The organism is Ancylobacter sp. TW_SC_1 (assembly GCF_056836805.1).
The window spans coordinates 1,444,323-1,464,806 of sequence record NZ_CM166365.1; the positions used below are offsets into that span (position 1 = coordinate 1,444,323).

General features: G+C 70.8%; 17 protein-coding genes. 6 read left to right on the forward strand and 11 right to left on the reverse strand.

Annotated elements, in window-relative coordinates; all coding sequences use genetic code 11:
* Positions 1–41: 41 nt before the first annotated feature.
* Positions 42–3,674 (forward strand): AsmA family protein, encoded by a 3,633-nt coding sequence (locus AC1PZ7_RS06615; protein ID WP_482358699.1) that lies wholly within the window; start codon positions 42–44, stop codon positions 3,672–3,674.
* A 6-nt stretch (positions 3,675–3,680) separates the two neighbouring features.
* Here the strand turns inward: AC1PZ7_RS06615 and serB are convergent, their stop codons facing one another.
* Positions 3,681–4,574, reverse strand: coding sequence for a phosphoserine phosphatase SerB (serB, locus tag AC1PZ7_RS06620; protein ID WP_482358700.1), 894 nt, complete (start codon positions 4,572–4,574; stop codon positions 3,681–3,683).
* Between the two features lie 77 nt (positions 4,575–4,651).
* On the opposite strand from serB, the gene miaA reads away from it, so the two are divergent.
* Complete coding sequence (gene miaA / locus AC1PZ7_RS06625) at positions 4,652–5,575, forward strand: tRNA (adenosine(37)-N6)-dimethylallyltransferase MiaA (protein WP_482358701.1); 924 nt, start codon at positions 4,652–4,654, stop codon at positions 5,573–5,575.
* A gap of 13 nt (positions 5,576–5,588) precedes the next feature.
* Here the strand turns inward: miaA and AC1PZ7_RS06630 are convergent, their stop codons facing one another.
* From AC1PZ7_RS06630 to purE, 3 genes are all read right to left on the reverse strand, one after another.
* Positions 5,589–6,548: a protein-methionine-sulfoxide reductase heme-binding subunit MsrQ gene (locus AC1PZ7_RS06630; protein ID WP_482358702.1), complete on the reverse strand. Its 960-nt coding sequence runs from the start codon at positions 6,546–6,548 to the stop codon at positions 5,589–5,591.
* A 116-nt stretch (positions 6,549–6,664) separates the two neighbouring features.
* Positions 6,665–7,741: a 5-(carboxyamino)imidazole ribonucleotide synthase gene (locus tag AC1PZ7_RS06635; protein WP_482359584.1), complete on the reverse strand. Its 1,077-nt coding sequence runs from the start codon at positions 7,739–7,741 to the stop codon at positions 6,665–6,667.
* A 5-nt stretch (positions 7,742–7,746) separates the two neighbouring features.
* A complete protein-coding gene (purE, locus tag AC1PZ7_RS06640; protein ID WP_482358703.1) occupies positions 7,747–8,256 on the reverse strand; it encodes a 5-(carboxyamino)imidazole ribonucleotide mutase in 510 nt (169 codons plus the stop codon).
* Between the two features lie 304 nt (positions 8,257–8,560).
* Between purE and AC1PZ7_RS06645 the strand changes: the two genes are divergently transcribed.
* Together AC1PZ7_RS06645 and mepK are read left to right on the forward strand one after the other, a co-directional pair.
* Positions 8,561–10,672: a L,D-transpeptidase family protein gene (locus AC1PZ7_RS06645; protein ID WP_482358704.1), complete on the forward strand. Its 2,112-nt coding sequence runs from the start codon at positions 8,561–8,563 to the stop codon at positions 10,670–10,672.
* Between the two features lie 244 nt (positions 10,673–10,916).
* Positions 10,917–12,572 carry a peptidoglycan L,D-endopeptidase MepK gene (mepK, locus tag AC1PZ7_RS06650; protein ID WP_482358705.1) on the forward strand — a complete coding sequence of 552 codons (1,656 nt, stop codon included), beginning with the start codon at positions 10,917–10,919 and terminating at the stop codon, positions 12,570–12,572.
* A gap of 72 nt (positions 12,573–12,644) precedes the next feature.
* Here the strand turns inward: mepK and AC1PZ7_RS06655 are convergent, their stop codons facing one another.
* The 3 genes from AC1PZ7_RS06655 to AC1PZ7_RS06665 form a co-directional block, all read right to left on the reverse strand.
* Positions 12,645–12,926, reverse strand: coding sequence for a DUF2312 domain-containing protein (locus tag AC1PZ7_RS06655; RefSeq protein ID WP_482358706.1), 282 nt, complete (start codon positions 12,924–12,926; stop codon positions 12,645–12,647).
* A 157-nt stretch (positions 12,927–13,083) separates the two neighbouring features.
* The gene (locus AC1PZ7_RS06660; protein WP_482358707.1) at positions 13,084–13,386 is read right to left on the reverse strand and encodes a DUF1244 domain-containing protein; all 303 of its coding nucleotides are present in this window, start codon (positions 13,384–13,386) and stop codon (positions 13,084–13,086) included.
* Between the two features lie 49 nt (positions 13,387–13,435).
* Positions 13,436–14,284: an N-formylglutamate amidohydrolase gene (locus AC1PZ7_RS06665; RefSeq protein WP_482358708.1), complete on the reverse strand. Its 849-nt coding sequence runs from the start codon at positions 14,282–14,284 to the stop codon at positions 13,436–13,438.
* A gap of 176 nt (positions 14,285–14,460) precedes the next feature.
* Between AC1PZ7_RS06665 and AC1PZ7_RS06670 the strand changes: the two genes are divergently transcribed.
* Both AC1PZ7_RS06670 and AC1PZ7_RS06675 read left to right on the forward strand, forming a co-directional pair.
* Positions 14,461–15,753: a glycerate kinase type-2 family protein gene (locus tag AC1PZ7_RS06670; protein ID WP_482358709.1), complete on the forward strand. Its 1,293-nt coding sequence runs from the start codon at positions 14,461–14,463 to the stop codon at positions 15,751–15,753.
* Entirely contained in the window at positions 15,722–16,264 is a 543-nt protein-coding gene (locus tag AC1PZ7_RS06675; protein ID WP_482358710.1) for a DUF1036 domain-containing protein, read from the forward strand. The genes AC1PZ7_RS06670 and AC1PZ7_RS06675 overlap by 32 nt, the downstream gene beginning before the upstream one ends.
* Before the next feature lie 120 nt (positions 16,265–16,384).
* Here AC1PZ7_RS06675 and AC1PZ7_RS06680 read toward each other — a convergent pair whose 3' ends face one another.
* The 4 genes from AC1PZ7_RS06680 to hflK all read right to left on the reverse strand — a co-directional run bounded on the left by AC1PZ7_RS06680 (position 16,385) and on the right by hflK (position 20,306).
* The gene (locus AC1PZ7_RS06680) at positions 16,385–17,920 is read right to left on the reverse strand and encodes a Do family serine endopeptidase (protein ID WP_482358711.1); all 1,536 of its coding nucleotides are present in this window, start codon (positions 17,918–17,920) and stop codon (positions 16,385–16,387) included.
* A gap of 131 nt (positions 17,921–18,051) precedes the next feature.
* Positions 18,052–18,237: a DUF2065 domain-containing protein gene (locus AC1PZ7_RS06685; protein WP_482358712.1), complete on the reverse strand. Its 186-nt coding sequence runs from the start codon at positions 18,235–18,237 to the stop codon at positions 18,052–18,054.
* Positions 18,238–18,249: 12 nt separating this feature from the next.
* On the reverse strand, positions 18,250–19,155 hold the full coding sequence (gene hflC / locus AC1PZ7_RS06690; protein ID WP_482358713.1) for a protease modulator HflC: 906 nt from the start codon (positions 19,153–19,155) through the stop codon (positions 18,250–18,252).
* On the reverse strand, positions 19,152–20,306 hold the full coding sequence (gene hflK, locus AC1PZ7_RS06695) for an FtsH protease activity modulator HflK (RefSeq protein ID WP_482358714.1): 1,155 nt from the start codon (positions 20,304–20,306) through the stop codon (positions 19,152–19,154). Before hflK ends, hflC begins: the two co-directional genes overlap by 4 nt.
* Positions 20,307–20,484 lie beyond the last annotated feature (178 nt).

The window sequence follows — 20,484 nt, forward strand, 5'->3', positions numbered from 1 at the left end:
CGGGGCGGGGTGCGTGAGGGCGGTCGGTCCGGAGGAGTCGCGTGCAGAACCTGCTGCTGACGATTGCGAGCGCGATCATCCTGGTCGTGGCGGCGGCCTTTGCCGCGCCGTTCGTCGTCGACTGGACGCAGTGGCGCTCGGTGTTCGAGGCGCAGGCGGCGCGCACCATCGGTGCGCCGGTGGTCATACGCGGCCCGATCGACGCGCAGATCCTGCCCACACCGCATTTCATTCTGCGCGACGTGTCGATCGGCGTGGATGGCGGCGGCACCGGCATGGCCGCGGCCGAGCTGTCCGGCAAGCTGGTGCTCGGCGCGCTGCTGCGCGGCCAGGTGGTTGCCGATCATGTCGACATCGTGCGCCCGCGCCTGCGTGTCGTCGTCGATGCCACCGGCAAGGTGTCGCTTCCCACCGGCGCTGTCCGACCGGCCGGCTTCAGCATCGCCAGGCTGACGGTGACCGACGGCGCGCTCGAGCTGATCGACCGCGCCAATGGGCGGGCGCTCAAGCTCGTCGACGTCGACCTGAGCGGCGAACTCGGCGGAACGCTGGGGCCGGCGCGGCTGGAAGGCGAGGTCGAGGCGGCCGGCGTGCGCCGCCGGCTGCGGCTGAACCTCTCCACCTTCGCGGCGGACGGAACGACCAAGCTGCGCCTTAGCGTGCAGAATACCGGCTCGCCGTTCAGCATCGACGCGGATGGCGTGTTCGGCCTCGCCGGCGGCAAGCCGAGCTTTCGCGGCCGCGCGTCGCTGGCCAAGGCGGCGGAGCCGGTGCCGGGCCTGCGCGGCGCGGACACGGTGGCGTCGTCGTCGGACATGGCGAAGGGCTGGAGCCTCGCGGGAACCGTCGATGCCACCGCGCGGGCGATTGCCGCCAGCGATCTCAGCCTGACGCTGGAGGCCGCCGAACGCCCGGTGGAACTGACCGGCTCGGCCCACCTCTCCGGCGGGGGCAAGGACCAGCCGGAGTCGCGGCTGGAGATGAAGCTTTCGGCGCGTCAGATCGATCTCAACGCGGTGACGGGCGGCGCCGCGCCGCTGGCCGCGATCGATGCGCTGGCCGCCACCATCGCGCCGCTGGCCGATGTCGCGACCAGCGGCGCGCTCGACCTGTCGAGCGACACCGTGCTGCTTGCTGGGGCGGCCATGCGCGAGGTGCAGGCCGGCCTCGACTGGTCGCCGGCCGGCTGGCGCGCCCGCACCATCCAGGCCCGGCTGCCTGGCGGGGCGCGGGCCGAGCTTTCCGGCAGCCTGCCGCGCGTGTCCGGCACGGCGGACCCGAACGCGGCGCTGTTCGGCGGCACGGTGGTGCTGGAGGCGCAGGACCTGCCCGCCTTCGCCGGCTGGGCCGTGCCGGAATCGCGCACGCTGGTGACCAGCCTGCCGGCCGGTGCGGCGCGGCTGGCTGCGGAACTCAATGTCAGCGAGGAGCGCATCGCGTTCGACAAGCTCGACCTCACGGCCGGCGACGGTCGTTTCGCCGGCACCGCCGCCTACACTCTGCCGCAGGACGGAAAGCGCGGGCGGGTCGATGCCGTCCTGACGACGTCGAATGTCGATCTCGACGCACTGCTGCCGCCGGCACGGCGGCTCGTCGGGCTCGGCATGGCGAAGATCGACCTCGGTCTCAGCGTCACCGGCAGCCAGGTGCGGTTCGCCGGCGCGAGCGCGAAGAACGTCGACATCATCCTCAAGGGCGATGCCGAGGGGCTTGGCATCGAGCGGCTGGCCATCGACGATTTCGCCGGCCTCGACCTGACCGGCGCCGGAAGGCTCGCCGGCGCCGGCGGCGAGAGCGACGGCCGCTTCGAGGCCGAACTCTCGGGCCGCCGCGCGGACGGGCTGCCGGCCCTGGCACGCGCCTTCGCCCTGCCCCAGCTCGAACCCTTCCTGACCTCGACGCGGGCGATGCTGGCGCCGGTCGACATCCGCTTCAAGCTCACATCGCAGGCGGGCCGGACCACGGTCGAGGCGGGCGGCAAGCTGGGCAGCCTCTCGGGTGCCGGCCGGGTCGGGTTCGGCGCGGACCGGCCGCTCGAGGGGCGGGTTCAGTTCGACGCACGCGACGGCGCGGCGGTACTGGCCGGCCTCGGCGTGCCGGGCCTGCGCTCCAATCTGGGGCCGGCGCGGCTGGTCGTCGATCTCGGCGAGCAGCTCGACGGCAGCCTCACGCTTGCCGGTGCCAGCCTGCGCGCGCAGGGTACGCTGGGCCGCGACGGCGATGGCAGCCTGCAGCCCGATCTGACGCTCACGCTCGACGGTGCCGACCTCGCCAAGCTGCTGCCCGACGTGGCCGCGAGCGGCGTGGGGCCGGTGCCGGCGAGCTTCAAGGGGGCTCTCGCCCGCGAGGGCGAGCACTGGCAGGTCAAGGGTCTGTCGGGCTCGGTCGGCGGGCAGCAGCTCGACGGCGCCATCGCCTACACGCCCGGCAAGCCGGTGCTGGCCGAGTTCGCCACGGCGAGCTGGAGCGTGCCAAAGGCGCTCGCTCTCGTCGTCGGCACGCCGGCTGGGGCCGGCGACGGCTGGTCGAAGGGGCGTTTCGGCCCCTCGGCGCTGGGCACGCTCGCCGCCGAGCTGAAGCTCACGGTTGGCCGCTTCGATCTGCCGGGCCGTCTGTCCCTCGGCGATGCGAAGGTCGAAGCGCGCTTGTCCGGCGGACGCCTCGCGGTCGATAGCGTTGCCGGTGCGCTGGCCGGCGGCCAGCTCGCGGGGCGCTTCAATCTGGCGCGGCAGGGTGATGCCGTGCAGTTCGACGGCCGGCTCGCGCTGACCAATGCCGACAGCGCGGCGCTGCTCGCGGCCGCCGAGGTCAAGCGTCCCGGTGCCAGCGGCCGGGTCTCGGCCACGCTGGACCTGACCGGGCGGGGCACTTCGCCCTTCGCGCTGGCCAGCCAGCTGCAGGGCCAGGGCAGCATCGCCATCGAGGGGCTGGAGATCGCCTATAACGACCCCAAGGCATTGCAGCATGTGATGCTCGCAACCGATCGCGGCTTGCCGCCGGACCAGCAGCGGCTGGCGCAGCTCTTCAGCGACGGGCTGTCGCGCGGGCCGCTCAAGCTGCCGCGGGTGGAAAGCGCGGTCAGCGTCGTCGACGGCGTGGCGCGCACCAGCGCCGCGCGGCTTTCGCTCGGCGACCAGCGCTTCGGCCTGAGCGGCCTGCTCGACATCCCGGCCTTTACCTTCGAGGTGACGCTCGAAATGCAGGATGTCGCCCAGGCCGGACTGCCCGCCGCGCCGGCGGCTGCCGTGCAGTGGCGGGGGCCGCTCGGCGCGCCGGAGCGGCGTTTCGATGTCACCGCGCTGACCGCCGCCATCAACATGCGGGCGCTCGACCGCGAGACCAAGCGCCTGGAAGCCGAGTATGGCCGCGTGCCGCTGACCAATGGCGGACAGGCCACCGACGCGCCGGTCGCGCAACCGCTGGCGCCGCAGGCCGCGCCCAGATCGGCCGCGCCGGCCTCGCCCTCCGCCGCGCCGGCGGCACCGCCGCGGCAGACTCCGTTGCGCCAGGCGCAGCAGCCGCCGCTTGCCGCGCCGCGCCCCGCCGGCCCGCAATCCTATTATAACGGCCAGTATTCCGCCCCGGGCAGCGCCGCGCCGCCGCTGGCGCCGCCGGTCGACATTCCGACCGATCCGCTGCGCAGCCCGATCATGGCGCCGCCGCTGGCGCCGTGAGCTCGCTCAATCGACGACGAACGCGTCGGCGGCATAGCCCTGCAGATAGAGCAGGGCGGTGAGATCGCCATGGTCGATGCGCACCTGCGCGCTCGCCGCCACCGCCGGCTTGGCGTGATAGGCGACGCCGAGGCCGGCCGCGCCGATCATCGCAAGGTCGTTGGCGCCGTCGCCGACCGCCAGCGTGTCGGCGTGGGACAGGCCGAGGGCGCCGCGCAACTCGATGAGCGCCGCCAGCTTGGCCTCGCGGCCGAGGATCGGCTCCTCGACGAGGCCGGCGAAATGCTCGCCATCGGCCAGCAGCACATTGGCGCGATGGGCATCGAAGCCGATCATCGCCGCGACGCGCGCGGTGAACAGGGTGAAGCCGCCCGACACCAGCAGCGCATGCGCTCCATTGGCGCGCATGGTACGCACCAGCTCCCGACCGCCGGGGGTGAGGCGGATGCGCTCAGTGATCACCTCGTCGACGACGGCCAGAGGCAGGCCCTTGAGCAGCGCCACGCGCTCGCGCAGCGCCGGCTCGAAGGCGATCTCGCCGCGCATCGCCCGTTCGGTGATGGCGGAGACATGCGCCTTCATGCCGGCATAGTCGGCCAGCTCGTCGATGCATTCCTGCCCGATCATGGTGGAGTCCATGTCGGCGAGGAACAGCTTCTTGCGCCGTCCCCCGGCCGGCAGCAGCGCCACGTCGACCGGTACGGTGCCGAGCGCGGCGCGCACGGCCTCGCTGTCGCCCGCGCCGGCAAAGCCGATTTCGGCCGCGATGCCGGGGTTGAGGATGCGCGTCTCGCCGGGCGCAGGAAGGGCGGCGCGGGCGGCGGCGATGGCCTGCGCATCGACCGCCGGAGCGGCCGGATTGGAGATGAGAACAGCGACGTGGGAAGCGCGATCGGGCATTGGCGGCAACAGAGACCTTGCCGCCGGGCCGGCGACGGGCAAAAAGGCGGGATGAGACCCATGAAGCGGAGGCGGGCGTGACCGGAACAGTTTCGCGCCCGCGCGCGGTGCTTATTGCAGGGCCGACCGCGAGCGGCAAGTCGGCACTGGCGCTCGACTTCGCCGAGCGCACCGGCGGCGTGGTGATCAACGCCGATTCCATGCAGGTCTATCGCGACCTGCGCGTGCTCTCGGCGCGCCCGAGCGCGGAGGAGGAGGCGCGCGCGCCGCACCGTCTCTACGGCCATGTCGACGGGGCGGACGATTATTCTGTCGCGCGTTGGCTGGCGGACGCGCGCGGGGTGCTCGCCGAGGCGGAGGCCGGGGGGCGCCTGCCGATCCTCGTCGGGGGTACCGGGCTCTATTTCAAGGCGCTGACGCAGGGGCTCTCGCCCATCCCGGCGATTCCCGCCGAGGTGCGCGAGCGGGTGCGGGGCCTGGCTCTCGATGCGCCGGCGCTGCACGCGCGGCTCGCCGCGGCCGACCCCGAGACCGCCGCGCGGCTGCGGCCCTCCGACACGCAGCGGCTGATGCGGGCGCTGGAGGTGTTCGAGGCGACGGGTCGCCCGCTGGCGCGCTGGCAGGACGAGCGCACCGACCCGCCGGCGCTGGCGCCCGAGACGGCGGCGAGGCTGTTTCTCGCCACCGACCGCGCGGACCTGCGCGCGCGCATCGCGCGGCGCTTCCACGCGATGATGGAGGAGGGCGCGCTGGAGGAGGCGCGGGCGCTGCTGGCGCGCGGCCTGCCGCCCGACCGGACGATCCTCAAGGCGCATGGCGTGCCGTGGTTCGCGCGCCATCTCGGGGGGGAGATCACGCTCGACGCCGCCATCGAGGGTGCCATCCTCGACACGCGCCGCTACGCCAAGCGGCAGGACACCTGGTTCCGCCATCAGCTCGAAGGCTGGACGGCGGCGCCCGTCGGGGCGGCGGCGGCGTGGCTGCGCACCGCCATCGGCTAGCGTCGATGAGGGCCTAGGCGCGTGCCGTGCGCCGGGCGGGCAGCGGGCGCAGGCGCAGGGCGACCTCGCTGACGACCGCAACCGCGAGGCCGGCACCGGCGACCCACCAGCTCGGGCTGATGGCGTAGGCGAAGGAGAGGTTCGCCTCCAGCACGCGCGCCGGGTCGATGCCGGTGGCGACGGCGTACCAGCCGGCTTCGATCAGCGCGGTGAGTACGCCGGAGACGGCGGCCAGCGCGACGAGGTTGAACAGGCCGGTGCCGCGCCCGTAACGCTGCATCACCCGCCAGCCCATGAGCCAGACGAAGAAGCCGGTCATCAGCACCGGCTGGGTGACGTCGAGCTTCTGCTGCATGAAGAAGTGCAGGAGGCCGAGCGCCGTCGCGGGATAGGCGAGCTGCTGCAGCCGGGCCCAGCGCTCGGGCCCCATGCGCCGCACCGCCCCGTCCCACGAGGTGGCGGCGAGGAGGGCGAAGGTGACCAGCGCTATGAACCCGATGGTGAGATAGATGCGCAGCACGATCTCGCTCGCGGCGGTGGCGAGGTTGCCGGTGTCGATGAGATAGACCGTGAAGTGCACGCCGATGAGGAAGGCGGCGCCGAGGCCGAGCGTGCGGCGGGCCAGCAGCAGCTTCGGCCAGTTGAACAGCCGCCGCGCCGGCGTGACCGCCAAAGTGAGCAGCAGCAGCCGGATCGACCAGTCGCCGATGAAGCGTATGATCTCGATCAGGGGCCGAGCGCCGAGCGCCGGGTCTCCACCCAGCGCGCCGCCGCCAAGCCCGGGTCCGCCAAGCCCGGGTCCGCCAAGCCCCGGCCCGCCGCCGAGGCCGGGCGGCGCGCCGAGCGGGTCGATCGCGACGAACTCGCCGTTCAGCGCCCGTGCCAGCAGCAGGCCGAGCGGGAGCAGGACGATGAGGAGGGCCCCGATCTTCTCGGGGCTGAGCTTGCCGGAATTCTCGCGCAGAAACGCCATGGTGCACCGTTGATGTCTCGATGCCGATCCTTACGCGGTCGACCGGGGCGGTCTTACAACTGCGCCCTGCACTTTCGCGTGAGACCGGCGATGCGGGCCGGCGCGGGCTTTCCGGACTAGTCCTCGGCAAAGATGCGGGTGACGTGGCCCATCTTGCGGCCGGGGCGTGCTTCCGCCTTGCCGTAGAGGTGCAGATGCGCGCCGGGCTCCTCCAGCACGGCCAGCCAGCTGTCAGCCTCGTCGCCGATGAGGTTGGTCATCTCGACCTGGCCGAGCCGCTCGACCGCGCCGAGCGGCCAGCCGGCGATGGCCCGCACATGCTGCTCGAACTGGCTGGTGACGGCGCCGTCCAGCGTCCAGTGGCCGGAATTGTGCACCCGTGGGGCGATCTCGTTGACGATCACGCCCTGCGCGCCGTCCTCGACGACGAGGAACATCTCCACCGCGAACACGCCGACGTAGCCGAGCGCCTCGCCGATGCGCCGGGCGATCTCGCGCGAGACGGCGTCGACCGCCGGGGTGACGTCGGCGGGGACGGTGGAGCGGTACAGGATGTGATGGCGGTGTTCGTTCTCGGTGACCTCATAGGCGGCGAAGCGGCCGTCCTCGGTGCGCGCGGCGACGACCGACACCTCGCGCTCGAAGGGCACGAAGCCTTCGAGGATCGCCGGATGCCGGCCGATGGCGGCGAAGGCTTCCGAGGCGTCGTCGCCCTCGCGGAGGATGACCTGTCCCTTGCCGTCATAGCCGAAGCGGCGGGTCTTCAGCACCGCCGGGCGGCCGATCGCGGCGAGGGCCGCCTCCAGTTCCGCCACGTCGTTCACCGGCGCGAAGGGAGCCGTCTCGATGCCGAGCCGCGCGACGAAGGTCTTCTCCTCCAGCCGGTCCTGGGTGATGCCGAGCGCGCGGGCGCCCGGATGCACCGGGACGTGCCCGGCGAGGAATTCGGCCGTATAGACCGGCACATTCTCGAATTCGTAGGTGACGACGTCCACTGCCCTGGCGAAATGCTCCAGCGCGGCGAAGTCGTCATAGGCGGCGCGGGTGTGCGTGCCCGCGACATCGAAGGCCGGACTGCCTCCCTCCGGCGCGTAGATATGCGTCTTCAGCCCGAGCGGGGCGGCGGCGAGCGCGATCATGCGGGCGAGCTGTCCGCCGCCGAGAATGCCGATGGTGTCGCCGGGCTTGAGCATGAGGGTCACTCCGGGCGCTCCGTCACGGCGGCGGTGCGGGCCGCGCGCCAGTCGGCCAGCCGCGTCGCCAGAGCCTCGTCGGTGGTGGCGAGCACGGCGGCGGCGAGCAGGCCGGCATTGGTCGCCCCGGCCTTGCCGATGGCGAGCGTGCCGACCGGGATGCCGGCGGGCATCTGCACGATGGAATAGAGGCTGTCGACGCCGGACAGGGCCTTGCTCTCGACCGGCACGCCGAACACCGGCAGGGGGGTGAGCGAGGCGACCATGCCCGGCAGATGCGCAGCGCCGCCCGCGCCGGCGATGATCACCCTGTAGCCGGCCGCCTTCGCGCCCTTGGCGAAGGTGTACATGCGGTCCGGCGTGCGATGGGCCGAGACGATGAGGCAATCGTGCCCGATGCCGAGCGCCTCCAGCGTCTCGGCGGCATGGCGCATGGTCTCCCAGTCGGACTGGCTGCCCATGATGATGGCGACAGGTCGATGATCGGCGGCCGTCCCGGCCGTCAGGTCGCTCATGCTGTGTGCTCGTACCCTTGCAGGAAAGGCGGGGATTATAGGAATCGCGGCCCCGGGGGCAAGGGAGGATGGCGCGGGAGCGTGCGTTGCGCCCGTTGTTCGTGGTCGGCCTTCGCGCGAACATGCTTAACACGGCCTTTACTCGCGCACGGCAGAGTGCCGGAAGGAATCCCTCCGGATCGGGAACCCTGCCGCTTTCGTGAGTTGAACGGGCGGGGGCACGGTGGAATGTAGTTGGCGGCCCCGCCCGGGGAGCGCCGGCTGCGGCCGGTCCGGGGCGGTGCGGAAGCAAGCGGAGAAATCGATGTCCGGTCGCGGCGAGTGGGGTGCGGGGCAGGGGTGCGGTGCGCGGCGCCTGAGGGGCGCGGCGGCGCTGCTGCTGTCGGCGGCGACCGGTCTCGGCCTCGCGGCGGCGGGCAGCCATCCTTTCGCCGCGCAGGCGCAGGAGATGAACGGCAGTGCGATCGCGCTCGACCGCGCCGGCAACGGCACGGGCGACAGCGTGGCGGCCTTCGATCCCGCGGCGTCGGGCATGGGCCATGCCGGGCAGGCCGCCTCGCCGCTGCCGCTGATCGCCGACGACAACCAGCCCTTCGACATGAACGGCCAGCGCCGCCGCCCCAGCCCCGGGCGCAGTGCCGCCCTCGCCATGCACGGCGATGTGCGTTCCGAGCCCGCGCCGTTCGCGCTGGATGCCGCGCTGCCGGACACGCCGGCCATCGGGCAGGGCGCACCGGGTACCGGTGCGGGCACGCCGGGCGCCGCGTCGGGCCATATGGCGACCCCGGCCGCGCCCGCGCCGGCCGCGGCGACGCCGGGAACGACGAACCCCCCGGGCGCCACGCCGTCGACGGCGTCGCAGACGGCGACCCCGGCCTCGCAGGTTCCCGACCGCCTCGCCGAGATTCTCGGCAGCCAGCTCGTGCGCTTCAACGCGCGTCCGACCGAGCGGCAGGCTCTCCAGGCCTTCTACGCCGCGCGCGGCAATCAGCCGGTTTTCACGGCGGGCAACCGTCTCGCCCCGCTCGGACAGATCGCGCTCGACCAGTTCGCCGCCGCCGCCGTCGAGGGGTTGAATCCGGCCGACTATGTCGTGCCGTCGCTGCCGCCCGGCGCCAGCGACGCGCAGGTGGCCGAGGTCGAGATGCGGATCGCGGCGACCGTGCTGCTCTATGCGCGCCATGTGCAGAGCGGCCGGTTCGACCCCAAGACCATCTCCAAGGATGTCGATCCGAGCCCGACCATCCCCGACCCGCTGGCGGTCCTCGCGCTGGTCTCCAGCGCGCCCAACCCGCGCGCGGCGTTCGAATCCTTCGCTCCGCAATATGACGAGTACCGGCTGCTCAGGGTGCAGCTCGCCCGGCTGATGGCCGAGGGGCAGGCGGTCGCGCACGCGCCGATTCCCGCCGGTCCGTCATTGCGGCCCGGCGCCAGCGATCCGCGCGTGCCGCTGCTGCGTGTCCGCCTCGGCATGGGCGGTGCGCTGGACGACTATGTCTACGATCCGCTGCTGGTCGAGGCGGTGCGCGATTTCCAGCGCCTCGCGGGCCAGCAGGCGGATGGCATCGTCGGGCGGGGCACGCTTGCCGCCCTCAACGATTCGGGCGGCGACCGGATTCCCGATATCGTCGCCAACATGGAGCGCTGGCGCTGGCTGCCGCACGATGTCGCACCGATCTACGTGATGGTGAACATCCCCGAATTCATGGTCCGCGTGGTGGTCAACGAGCAGACCGTGCACGAGACCCGCGTCGTGGTGGGCAAGCCGGAATCGCAGACGCCGATCATGAGCGAGTCCATGCAGTACGCGGTGTTCAACCCGTCCTGGCACGTTCCGCCCAGCATCATCCGCAACGAGATGCTGCCCAAGCTGATGGCGGACCCGTATGCGCTGGAGCGCCAGGGCATCGACGTCGTGCGCAATGGCCGGATCATCGATCCCGGCTCGGTGGACTGGCGTCGCGGCGCGCAGGGCTACTCCTTCCGCCAGGAGCCCGGCGAGCGCAACGCGCTCGGGCGCATGAAGTTCATGTTCCCGAACAAGCACTCGGTCTATCTGCACGACACGCCCAGCCGTGCGCTGTTCTCCCGCGACCGCCGCGCCTTCAGCCATGGCTGCGTGCGCGTGCACGAGCCGCTGGCCTTCGCCGAGGTGCTGTTCTCGCTCGGCCTGCCCAATGAGGGCTGGAGCCAGCAGCGCCTCTCGCGCCTGCTCGGCGGCAACGAGAAGTCGCTGCCGCTGAAGCAGAAATTCCCGGTGCACCTCGTCTACTTCACCACCTTCGTGGACGGCTCCGGCCAGTTGACGACGCGCGAGGACCTGTACGGCATCAACGCTGCGACCAAGGCGATCCTCGGCCTCGATGGCGTGCGCCGGGTCGCCGATCGCGGCAACGGCATCGCCGTGAGGCGCTGACAGGCTCCATCTCGCAGATGCGAATGACCGGCACCGGGGTACGCGCATGTGACATATACATCACGCGCGAGAGGAAAAATTGTCAGTATGCGGCTGTCTACTGCGAATTTGACCGCGCGGCACTCTTTTGCCACAGTCTCTTTTTAGCCAGAGAGGCAATAGGCGTGGGGGTGAGGTCGTAATGGCCTCTTAACCAAACCCGAGAAGACTATGTTCACCATGCACGGCCCGGGCGGTTTCGTCCGTGTCGTCTCAGGAAACGTTAAGTATCGGGTTGGGATTCGTGCGCATCAAGCTGGCTCTTCGTTCCCATAAGGCTGTGACGGCCGCCGCGCTCGCCGCGGTCGTGACGCTGTGCAGCACGAATCTGCTGCAGGACGCGGTGGCGAATGGCGACACGCGCACCCTGAGCTTCCATCACGTCCATTCCGGCGCGAACGCGACCGTCACCTTCAAGCGCAATGGCCGCTACGACCCGGCGGCGCTGAAGCAGCTCAACGTGCTGATGCAGGATTGGCGGCGCAAAGAGCCGACCAACATGGATCCGCAGCTTTTCGACATCGTGTGGGAAGTCTATCGCGAGGTCGACGCGACCCAGCCGATCCAGGTGATCGGCGGCTATCGCTCCCCCGCCACCAACGCCATGCTGCGCTCGCGCTCGCGCGGCGTCGCCCAGACCAGCCTGCACATGCAGGGCAAGGCGATGGATTTCTACATTCCCGGCGTTCCGCTCTCCAGGGTTCGCGAAGCGGGCCTGCGTCTCCAGCGCGGCGGCGTCGGCTTCTATCCGACCTCCGGCTCGCCCTTCGTGCATCTCGACACCGGCGGCGTGCGCCACTGGCCGCGCATGAGCCGGCCGGAACTGGCCCGCGTGTTCCCGGGTGGCAAGACGGTGCATATTCCCGCCGACGGCAAGCCGATGCCGGGCTATGCGCTGGCGCTGGCCGAGGTGGAATCGCGCGGTTCCGAGCCGGGCGGTGCCGGCGCCGCCTTCGCCGGACTTTCCGGCGGCAACAATCCGAAGCGCGCAAACAGCGGCGCGACCGGCGGCAAGAACATCTTCGCCGCCCTGTTCAGCAGGGATGACGACGACGAGGAGAGCGCGGCTCCGGCCGCCGCCGCGCCGAGCCCGGCACCCGCCGAGGTGGCCCAGGCGCCCGCGCCGAAGCCGGCCGCGCCGGCTCCCGTCGAGCTGGCATCGGCCGATCCGGTGCCGCTGCCGCAGCCCAATCCGCTGCCGCGCATGGCTGCCGTCGCGCCGGCGCCGGTCCCGAGCGCTCCCGCCGCGCCGCCGGTTCCGGCCAGCAGCCGCATGGAACTCGCCGCACTTGCCGCCGCCATTCCGCTGCCCGACTCGCAGCCGGCGCAGGGTCGGCCGACCGGCGCGGCGACGCTCCCCAGCGCTGGTACGTTGGTGCCGCGCCCGCCCGCCCGCCCGAGCCAGGTCGCTGGCCTGCCCGAACTGATCGTGCGTGGGACGAATGGCGAGGGCCCGGTGCTGGCCTATGCCGACGCCGCCGGCAGCCTCTTCCCGACCGAGCGGCTGCAGCCCGGCCGCGCTCCCGCGCCGCCGGCCGGCTCGGCCGAGGTGTCGCGCCAGATGCCCGCCTCGGCGGCCACGTCCGCCGCGCGCAAGCTTCGCGGCCATTCGGCCGAGATGCTGGCCGAGATCCGCCGGCTGTTCAGCAGCCCGACCGTTGCGCACAACGTGTCGATGCACACGCCGGAGCTGCGCCGCTTCGCCGCCTTCGTGGCGCCGCCGCGCCAGGTGGTCGAGGTCCATTTCGGCCATGACGGCTCGAACGGCCTGACGACCGCGCAGTTCAGCGGTGCGGCGGTCGTCGCGGTGCCGGTGCTCGCGATGGTGTCCGGCCCGGCACCGCTCAAGAATCCGCTCTGATCCGAACACGCCGCGCGAGACTGCAAGGGCGGCCTGATGCGGCCGCCCGCACCGCGCGGGCGTGTGGCGGCCTCAGTTGCTGATCATGCCGAGCGCCTGCATGTAGAGGTCGACGATCGCCTCATGCTCGGCGCGCTGGTCGGCGTCTTGCTTGCGGATCTTCAGGATCTCGCGCAGCGCCTTGGTGTCGAAGCCGGTGCCCTTGGCTTCGGCGAAGACGTCCTTGATGTCGTCGGCGATGGTCTTCTTCTCCTCCTCGAGACGCTCGATGCGCTCGATGAAGGATTTGAGCTGCTCCTTGGCGAAGCCGGCGGCGGCATCGGACAGCGGCTGGTCGTTCGGAATATCGGACATGGTTTCTCCGGGGCGACGGGCGGGGCCCGGCGTCTAGACTGGAATTCGGGCGGGGATGAGGAACCGATGGCGGGCCGGCCGTCAAGCCGCGCCGGTGGCCGGGCACGGCTTGTGGACGGGCTACACCCGCTATCCACTGCGAGGGGGGCCTTGCCGGCTAGTGCGGGCCGGGGCCGGGAAAGGCGGCCTTCTGCTCGGGCGTCGCCTCGCTCTGGTGGAGGGCCTTCCACTCCTCATAGGGCATGCCGTAGACGGCGACCCGGCTCTCGTCCTTGGTCAGCGGCAGGCCGCGTTCCCCGGCCGCGTCGAGGTACCAGTTGGACAGGCAATTGCGGCAGAAGCCGGCGAGGTTCATCAGGGCGATGTTCTGCACGTCGGTGCGGGCGCGCAGATGCGCGACGAGCCGGCGGAACGCTGCCGCCTCCAGTTCGGTGCGGGTCTTGTCGTCGAGTTCGGTCATCGAGGGGCCTCCCGGCTGGCGCGCGACGGGCGCGACTGGTGCTCTCGTCCTAGATAGGCGGCACCGGGCCGGTGCGCGAGCCGTAGGAGCGGATCTCGTGCAGGGCGGGCAGTGCCAGTATCGCCGGCAGCAGGGCTGCCAGCCGGTTCGCCCAGGCGCGCTGGCCCTCGACCTCGGCGATCAGGTCCTGCCGGATTTCCAGCAGCGTGTTGGCGAGGCCGCGCAGCGTGGCGTGGCGGAACAGGCAGTCGCCGCGCAGCGCGCCGTCATAGGGCTCGTTGTCGCCGACGATGAGGTCGCCGGGAGCCTCCAGCGCGTCGATCAGTTCGCGGGTGAGGCGCGGATCGCTGTCCCACAGCACCGCGGCGTGCCAGGGACGGGCCACGCCGCGCCAGACCGGCGTGAAGCTGTGCAGCGAGAGCAGCGCCGGCACCACGCCCTGCGCCAGCGCCGCGTCGATCTCGGCCGAAATGGCGGCGTGATAGGGGCGGTGGAAGCGGGCGAGCCGCCGCTCGATCTCGTCGGCGTCGGCATGGCGGTTGCCGGGAATCACCGCGCCGTCGGACAGGCGCATCACCAGCGTGGGGTCGTCCTCGCCGCGATTGGGATCGATCAGCAGGCGGGAGAAACGGGTGAGCAGCGCCGGGCAGCCGAGCCGGTGCGCCAGCATGCGGGTGACGCCGGCGGCGCCGATGTCGTAGCCGATATGCCGCTCGAGCTCGGCCCGGGGCAGGCCGAGCGAGCCATAGCCGGGCGGTAGCGCGTTCGAGGCGTGGTCGCAGAGCAGGATCAGCCCGCTTTCGAGGGAGCCGGGGATGCGTTCGAAGGCCGGGGCGTTCTCGCCGGATTCGTCCGCCGGATCGGTCGTGGCGAGGTCTTCCGTCGGAAGGCGGCGCATATTTTCCCGCGAGCTGAGACTAAGTGTTGAGAGGATAGTGACGTCGGGCCTCGGGTGCCATAGGAATACGCCCGTTTCGCGTCGCGTGGCCGGATTCGACCTCGGTCTGCGCGCAAGAATGCAAGGCCGGCCGATGAAACCGGCAGGAAGGCCCAACGGGTTCGGGTGGGGTTGTGATGACTGACGTTACGGCGCGCGCTTTTCTGGATCGCCTGTTCACTGCCGCGGTCGCTGCCGCTCATCCCGCTACCTGTCTGCCGCCGGCCCTGCCGCCGCCGCCCGCGACGGGGCGGCTGATCCTGCTCGCCGCCGGCAAGGCGGCCGGCTCCATGCTGGAAGTGGCCGAGAAGCACTATCTCGACGAGCTCGGCTTCGACCCGGCGCGACTGGCCGGCATCGGCGTCGCCCGTCACGGCTATGGCCGCCCGACCCGCCAGCTCGACATGGTCGAGGCCGGGCACCCGGTTCCCGATGCCGCCGGCCTTGCCGGCGCGCAGAAGGCGATCGACCTTGCCGCCTCGGCGACCGCCGACGACCTCGTGCTGGTGCTGCTCTCGGGCGGCGCCTCGGCCAACTGGATCGCCCCGGCCCTCGGCGTCGAGCTCGACGACAAGCGGGCGCTGACCCGCGCCCTGCTGCGCTCGGGTGCCAACATCACCGAGATCAACACCGTGCGGAAGCACCTCTCGCGCATCAAGGGCGGCCGCCTGGCGGTGCTGGCCCAGCCGGCGAAGGTGGTGACGCTCTCCATCTCCGACGTCCCGGGCGACGACCCGGCGGTGATCGGCTCGGGACCGACCGTGCCCGATCCGACGACGCTGGCGGAAGCGCGCGACGTGCTGGCGCGCTACCGTATCGACCCGCCGCCGTCGATCGCGGTGGCGCTGCGCGATCAGGCCAATGAATCGCCCAAGCCCGGCGATCCGGCCTTCGCCAATGCCGAATATGTCCTGATCGCCCGCCCGGCGGATTCCTTCGTCGCGGCGGACAGGCTCGCGCGCGAGGCCGGGATCGAGCCGATCCTGCTCGGCGACAATCTGGAAGGCGAGGCCCGCGAGGTCGCTGCCGCCCAGGCCGCCAAGGCGCTGGAGCTGAAGCAGGCGGGCAAGAAGGCCGTGCTGCTGTCCGGGGGCGAGCTGACCGTCACCATGCGCGGCCAGGGGCGCGGCGGGCCGAACCAGGAATACGCGCTGGCGCTCGCCGTCGCGCTCGCCGGTGCGCCGGGGATCTATGCGGTCGCCGGCGATACGGACGGCACGGATGGCGGCGGCGGCGACGCTTCCGATCCCGCCGGCGCCTATGTGCTGCCGGACACGCTGGCCCGCGCCGGGGCCGCAGGTCTCGATCCTGCCGCCTTTCTCGCCAATAACGATTCGACCAGCTTCTTCGAGCCCTTGGGAGACCTGCTCACGCCGGGTCCCACCTGCACCAACGTCAATGATTTCCGAGCCGTTCTCGTCGACGAGTGACAACGCAACCCATGGCGCGGCACGCCGGGGCCGCGCCATGATCCGCGCACTGCTTCCGGCATTGCTTGCGGTCCCGGTGCTCGTGGTGCTGGCGCCGGAGCCGGCCTCCGCCGATTTCCGCCTGTGCAACCGGTCGAGCAGCCGCGTCGGCATCGCGCTCGGCTACAAGGACGGCAACAGCTGGGCGACGGAGGGCTGGTGGAACATCGGGCCCAATAGCTGCGAGACGCTGCTGCGCGGCGACCTTGTCGCCCGCTTCTATTATGTCTACGCCATCGACTACGATCTCGGCGGCGAGTGGGCCGGCAAGGCCTTCATGTGCACCCGCGAGAAGGAGTTCACCATTCGCGGCATCGAGGATTGCCTGGCGCGCGGCTTCGACCGCACCGGCTTCTTCGAGGTGGACACGCACGAGCAGAAGAGCTGGACCGTCCAGCTCACCGAGAGCAAGACCTCGGCCCCGCCGGCCGGCACCCCATTGCCGATGCCGTTGCCGCCGAGAAAACCCTGATTTCCGGGCGTCGCGACGTTCAGTAGTGAAGATCCCGCAGAAATGAAAATCCCGCAGAAATGAAAATCCCGGAGCCGCGTCCAGCGACCCCGGGATTTTTCGCGTGAGGAGGCCGGCGCGCTACTCGATGGGCAGCGCGGTGAAGCGCACCTGGCCGTCGGGATCGGTCACCATGAGGAGGGCGGAGCGACGGCCCTCCTTCTTCAGCGCCTCGATGCGGTCCTGAACGCTCTTGGGGGTCTCGGTCGCTTCCTGGTTGACCTCGACAATGAGGTGTCCCGGAGCGATGCCGCGCTCGGCGGCCACGGAGCCGGGCTCGACCGCCATCACGACCACGCCCTTGAGCTCGTCCTTGATCTTGAAGCGGGTGCGCAGTTCCGGCGTCAGCTCGGCCATCTCGACGCCGAGCAGCTTTGTGGTGACGACCGGCGGCGCGGCCTCCGGCTTCTTCTCGGGCGTCTCGGCCGTGCTCTCCTTGGCGTCGCTCTCCTCAAGGCGGCCCACGACGAGCTTGAGCTTCTGCTCCTCGCCCTTGCGGATGACGACGACCTCGACCTCCTTGTCGACCGGCGTGTCTGCGACGATGATCGGCAGGGAGCGCATGTCCTTCACCTCCTTGCCGTCGAAGGAGATGACGACGTCGCCGGCCTTGATGCCGCCCTTGGCGGCCGGGCCGTCCTCGCTGACGCTGCCGACGAGCGCGCCGCGCGGGCTGCCGAGCGACAGGCTCTCGGCGATCTCCGGCGTCACCTGCTGGATGCGCACGCCGATCCAGCCGCGCCGGGCCTCGCCGAACTCCTTGAGCTGGGCGACGATCGGGATCGCGGTATTGGAGGGCACGGCGAAGCCGATGCCGATCGAGCCGCCCGAGGGCGAGATGATGGCGGTGTTGATGCCGATCACATTGCCGTCCATGTCGAACAGCGGGCCGCCGGAATTGCCGCGGTTGATGGCGGCATCGGTCTGCAGGAAATTGTCGTAGGGCCCGCTGTTGATGTCGCGGTTGCGCGCCGAGATCACGCCGACGGTCAGCGTCCCGCCCAGGCCGAAGGGATTGCCGATCGCCATCACCCAGTCGCCGACGCGCAGCGCGTCGGAATTGCCGAAACTCACGGCCTTGAGCGGCTTGTCGGCCTCGGGCGTCACCTTGAGCAGGGCAAGGTCGATCTTGGTATCGCGGCCGATGACTTCGGCCTTCAGCTTGGAGCCGTCGGAGAAGTTGGCGAAGATCTCGTCGGCGTCGGCGATGACGTGGTTGTTGGTGACGATGAAGCCGGCGGGGTCGATGACGAAGCCGGAGCCCAGCGAAGAGACGCGGCGCGGGGTCTGGTCCTCGCCCTGCTGCTGGCGGCGCTTGAAGAACTCCTCGAAGAACTCCTCGAAGGGCGAGCCGGGCGGCAGTTCCGGCGTCGGGACGCTGCGCGAGGGAGCGACGGTCTGCGAGGTGGAGATGTTGACCACCGCGTCCATCACCCGGGCGGCGGTGTCGGCGACCGTGTCGGGGCCCTTGGTCGCGGCGGCGAACGAAGCCTGCGGCACGGCGAAAGCGGAGGCGAGCAGGAGGCCGGCTGCGGCGAAGTTGCGCAGGCGCCCGAGGCGGAGCGTCGGGAGCCGGCCGGAAGAAACGGTGTCGGGACGCGCAAGGCGTTGATTCATATAGCCTCCTTGGCGCCGCCGCGCCGAAAAAGGCGGCGCGGCCGGGGGCCGTCCGCCATGGTGCAGTCGACGCTACCCCGGAGAAGGCGCGATGCAAGCCAAAAGCGCGCGAGGCCTGCGGCGGCGATGCCTCAGCCCCGGATCAGCCAGATGATGACCAGGCCGATGATGGCACCGCCGAGGCCGGCGATACGCAGCGGCGCATCGGGCAATTGGCTGATCGACTCGGCGGCGTGGCGGACGGCCCCAGGCAGGGCCGCCAGCATGAGACCCTCGATCACCAGAACGAGACCGAGCGCGACGATGAGATCGTACATCGTCGCGTCGCGTCAGTTCGCGGGAGCGGCGGGCGCGGCGCTGGCGCCGGCGGGAGCGGTCGGGTTGTTGAAGAACCGGAAGAAGTTCGAATCCGGCGCCAGCAGCATCCGCGTATCCGTGCCCTTGAGCGAGGCCTCATAGGCCTGCATGGAGCGGTAGAAGTCGAAGAACCCCTTATCCTGCCCATAGGCCTGCGCGAAGATATCGTTGCGTTGGGCCTCGCCCTCACCGCGCAGCTTGTCGGCGGTGGAGTTGGCTTCGGCGACGATGATCGTCGAGTCGCGGTCGGCACGGGCGCGGATGGTCTGACCCGCCTCGGCGCCCTGAGCGCGAATCTCGGATGCCTCGCGCTGGCGTTCGGTCTGCATGCGCTGGAACACCGCCTGGCTGTTGGCCTCCGGCAGGTCGGCGCGGCGGATGCGCACATCGAGCACGTCGATGCCGAAGCCGGCGGCCTCGCGGTTCACCTGATCGCGGATGCGCGCCATCAGGTCCTCGCGCTGGTCGCGCACCACCTGGATGAAGGTGGATTCACCCAGAACCCGGCGCAGGGACGAGTTCAGAATGGTCGCCAGGCGCGAATTGGCGCCCTCGATGGTGCCGATCGACTGGTAGAAGCGCAGCGGATTGGTGATCCGGTAGCGTGCGAAGGCATCCACCACGAGGCGCTTCTGGTCGGCGGCGATCACTTCCTGCGAGGGGTTCTCGAGGTCGAGGATGCGCTTGTCGATCAGGATCACGCTGTCCACCAGCGGGATCTTCACATGCAGTCCCGGCTCCTCGATCACCCGCACCGGCTCGCCGAAGCGCAGCACCAGCGCCTGCTGGGTCTGGTAGACGGTGAACAGCGAGGAGTAGAGGCCGATCAGGACGAGGGCGGCGACGATAGCGATGACGAGACCAACGCTGTTCCTCATTTCGCGGCTCCCTGGCTGGCGGCCGGGGAGGTGCCGCTTCCGCCGAGCGGCGCGAGCGGCAGATAGGGGACGACGCCGGACGCGCCGCCTGCCGCGGGATCGATGATGATCTTGTCCATACCGCCGAATACGCGTTCCATGGTTTCGAGATAGAGCCGCTGACGCGTCACTTCGGGCGCCTTCTGGTACTCGGCCAGAACGCTCAGGAAGCGCGAGGCCTGACCGCGCGCCTCGATGATGGCGCGCTCCTTGTAGCCTTCGGCGCCCTGGGTGATGCGTGCCGCATCGCCGCGCGCCTCGGGCACCACGCGGTTGGCGTAGGACTGGGCCTCGTTCTGCAGGCGCTCGGCGTCGGCACGCGCCGCCTGCACGTCGCGGAAGGCGTCGATCACCTGCGAGGGCGGATCGACCTTCTGGAGCTGCACCTGGGTGACGAGGATGCCGGACCTGTAGCTGTCGAGCGTGCGCTGCATCAGCTCCTGCACCGCCGTCTCGATGTTCTGACGGGCACCGGTGAGGATCGGCTGGATGTCGGTGCGGCCGACGACTTCGCGCATGGCGCTTTCGGCCACCGCCTTGATCGTGCCTTCCGGGTTCTGGACGTTGAACAGGAAGTTGGCGGCGCCGATGTCTTCGGTCGAGCCGGCTGCGGCGGGCTTCACCATCCAGAAGACGGCGAAGTCGACGTCGACGATGTTCTCGTCGCCGGTGAGCATCAGGCTCTCTTCCGACACGTCGCGCGCCGTGGCGCCGCGGCGCGGATCGTCGCCGGTGCGGATGCCGATGTCGATGCGGTTGACGCGCGTGACCTGCGGGGTGAGCACGGTCTCGATCGGATAGGGGAGATGGTAGTTCAGGCCGGGATTGGAAGTGGCGACGAACTTGCCGAAGCGCAGCACGACACCCTGCTCATCGGGCTCGACCCGGTAGAAGCCGGAGAGCAGCCAGGCGACGATGGCCAGAACCACCACCACCACGATGCCCTTGCCGCTGCCGAAGCCGCCCGGCATCGCTGTCCGCAACTTCTCCTGGCCGCGACGGATCAGTTCCTCGAGGTCGGGAGAGTTCGGTCCCGACGACTGCGGACCAGTGCCCCAGGGGCCGCGTGGACCACCACCCCATGGTCCGCCGCTCTGGTTCTTCCACGACATTCCGCGCCATCTCCGTTTGCGCGCCCGGCAGGGTCCAGGCTCGCATACGCAGAACCAGAAGACGCCACCGTGCAAGAAAAACCCGCGCCCCTCGGTCCGAATGACGCGACGAGGCGGTTATAGGTGACGAGGCATCCGGTTACAACGCGCCGCCGGATGCCGATATGGGAGATGGTTC

Coding starts and splice junctions, on each gene's coding strand:
- purE (WP_482358703.1), bottom strand. CDS start 8,256: ATGAGCGACCTGACGGCCGGGACGGCCGCCGATCATCGACCTGTCGCC.
- AC1PZ7_RS06660 (WP_482358707.1), bottom strand. CDS start 13,386: ATGACCGAACTCGACGACAAGACCCGCACCGAACTGGAGGCGGCAGCG.
- AC1PZ7_RS06685 (WP_482358712.1), bottom strand. CDS start 18,237: ATGTACGATCTCATCGTCGCGCTCGGTCTCGTTCTGGTGATCGAGGGT.
- AC1PZ7_RS06655 (WP_482358706.1), bottom strand. CDS start 12,926: ATGTCCGATATTCCGAACGACCAGCCGCTGTCCGATGCCGCCGCCGGC.
- hflK (WP_482358714.1), bottom strand. CDS start 20,306: ATGTCGTGGAAGAACCAGAGCGGCGGACCATGGGGTGGTGGTCCACGC.
- AC1PZ7_RS06645 (WP_482358704.1), top strand. CDS start 8,561: ATGTCCGGTCGCGGCGAGTGGGGTGCGGGGCAGGGGTGCGGTGCGCGG.
- AC1PZ7_RS06635 (WP_482359584.1), bottom strand. CDS start 7,741: ATGCTCAAGCCCGGCGACACCATCGGCATTCTCGGCGGCGGACAGCTC.
- hflC (WP_482358713.1), bottom strand. CDS start 19,155: ATGAGGAACAGCGTTGGTCTCGTCATCGCTATCGTCGCCGCCCTCGTC.
- AC1PZ7_RS06630 (WP_482358702.1), bottom strand. CDS start 6,548: ATGGCGTTTCTGCGCGAGAATTCCGGCAAGCTCAGCCCCGAGAAGATC.
- AC1PZ7_RS06670 (WP_482358709.1), top strand. CDS start 14,461: ATGACTGACGTTACGGCGCGCGCTTTTCTGGATCGCCTGTTCACTGCC.
- AC1PZ7_RS06680 (WP_482358711.1), bottom strand. CDS start 17,920: ATGAATCAACGCCTTGCGCGTCCCGACACCGTTTCTTCCGGCCGGCTC.
- serB (WP_482358700.1), bottom strand. CDS start 4,574: ATGCCCGATCGCGCTTCCCACGTCGCTGTTCTCATCTCCAATCCGGCC.
- AC1PZ7_RS06665 (WP_482358708.1), bottom strand. CDS start 14,284: ATGCGCCGCCTTCCGACGGAAGACCTCGCCACGACCGATCCGGCGGAC.
- AC1PZ7_RS06675 (WP_482358710.1), top strand. CDS start 15,722: ATGATTTCCGAGCCGTTCTCGTCGACGAGTGACAACGCAACCCATGGC.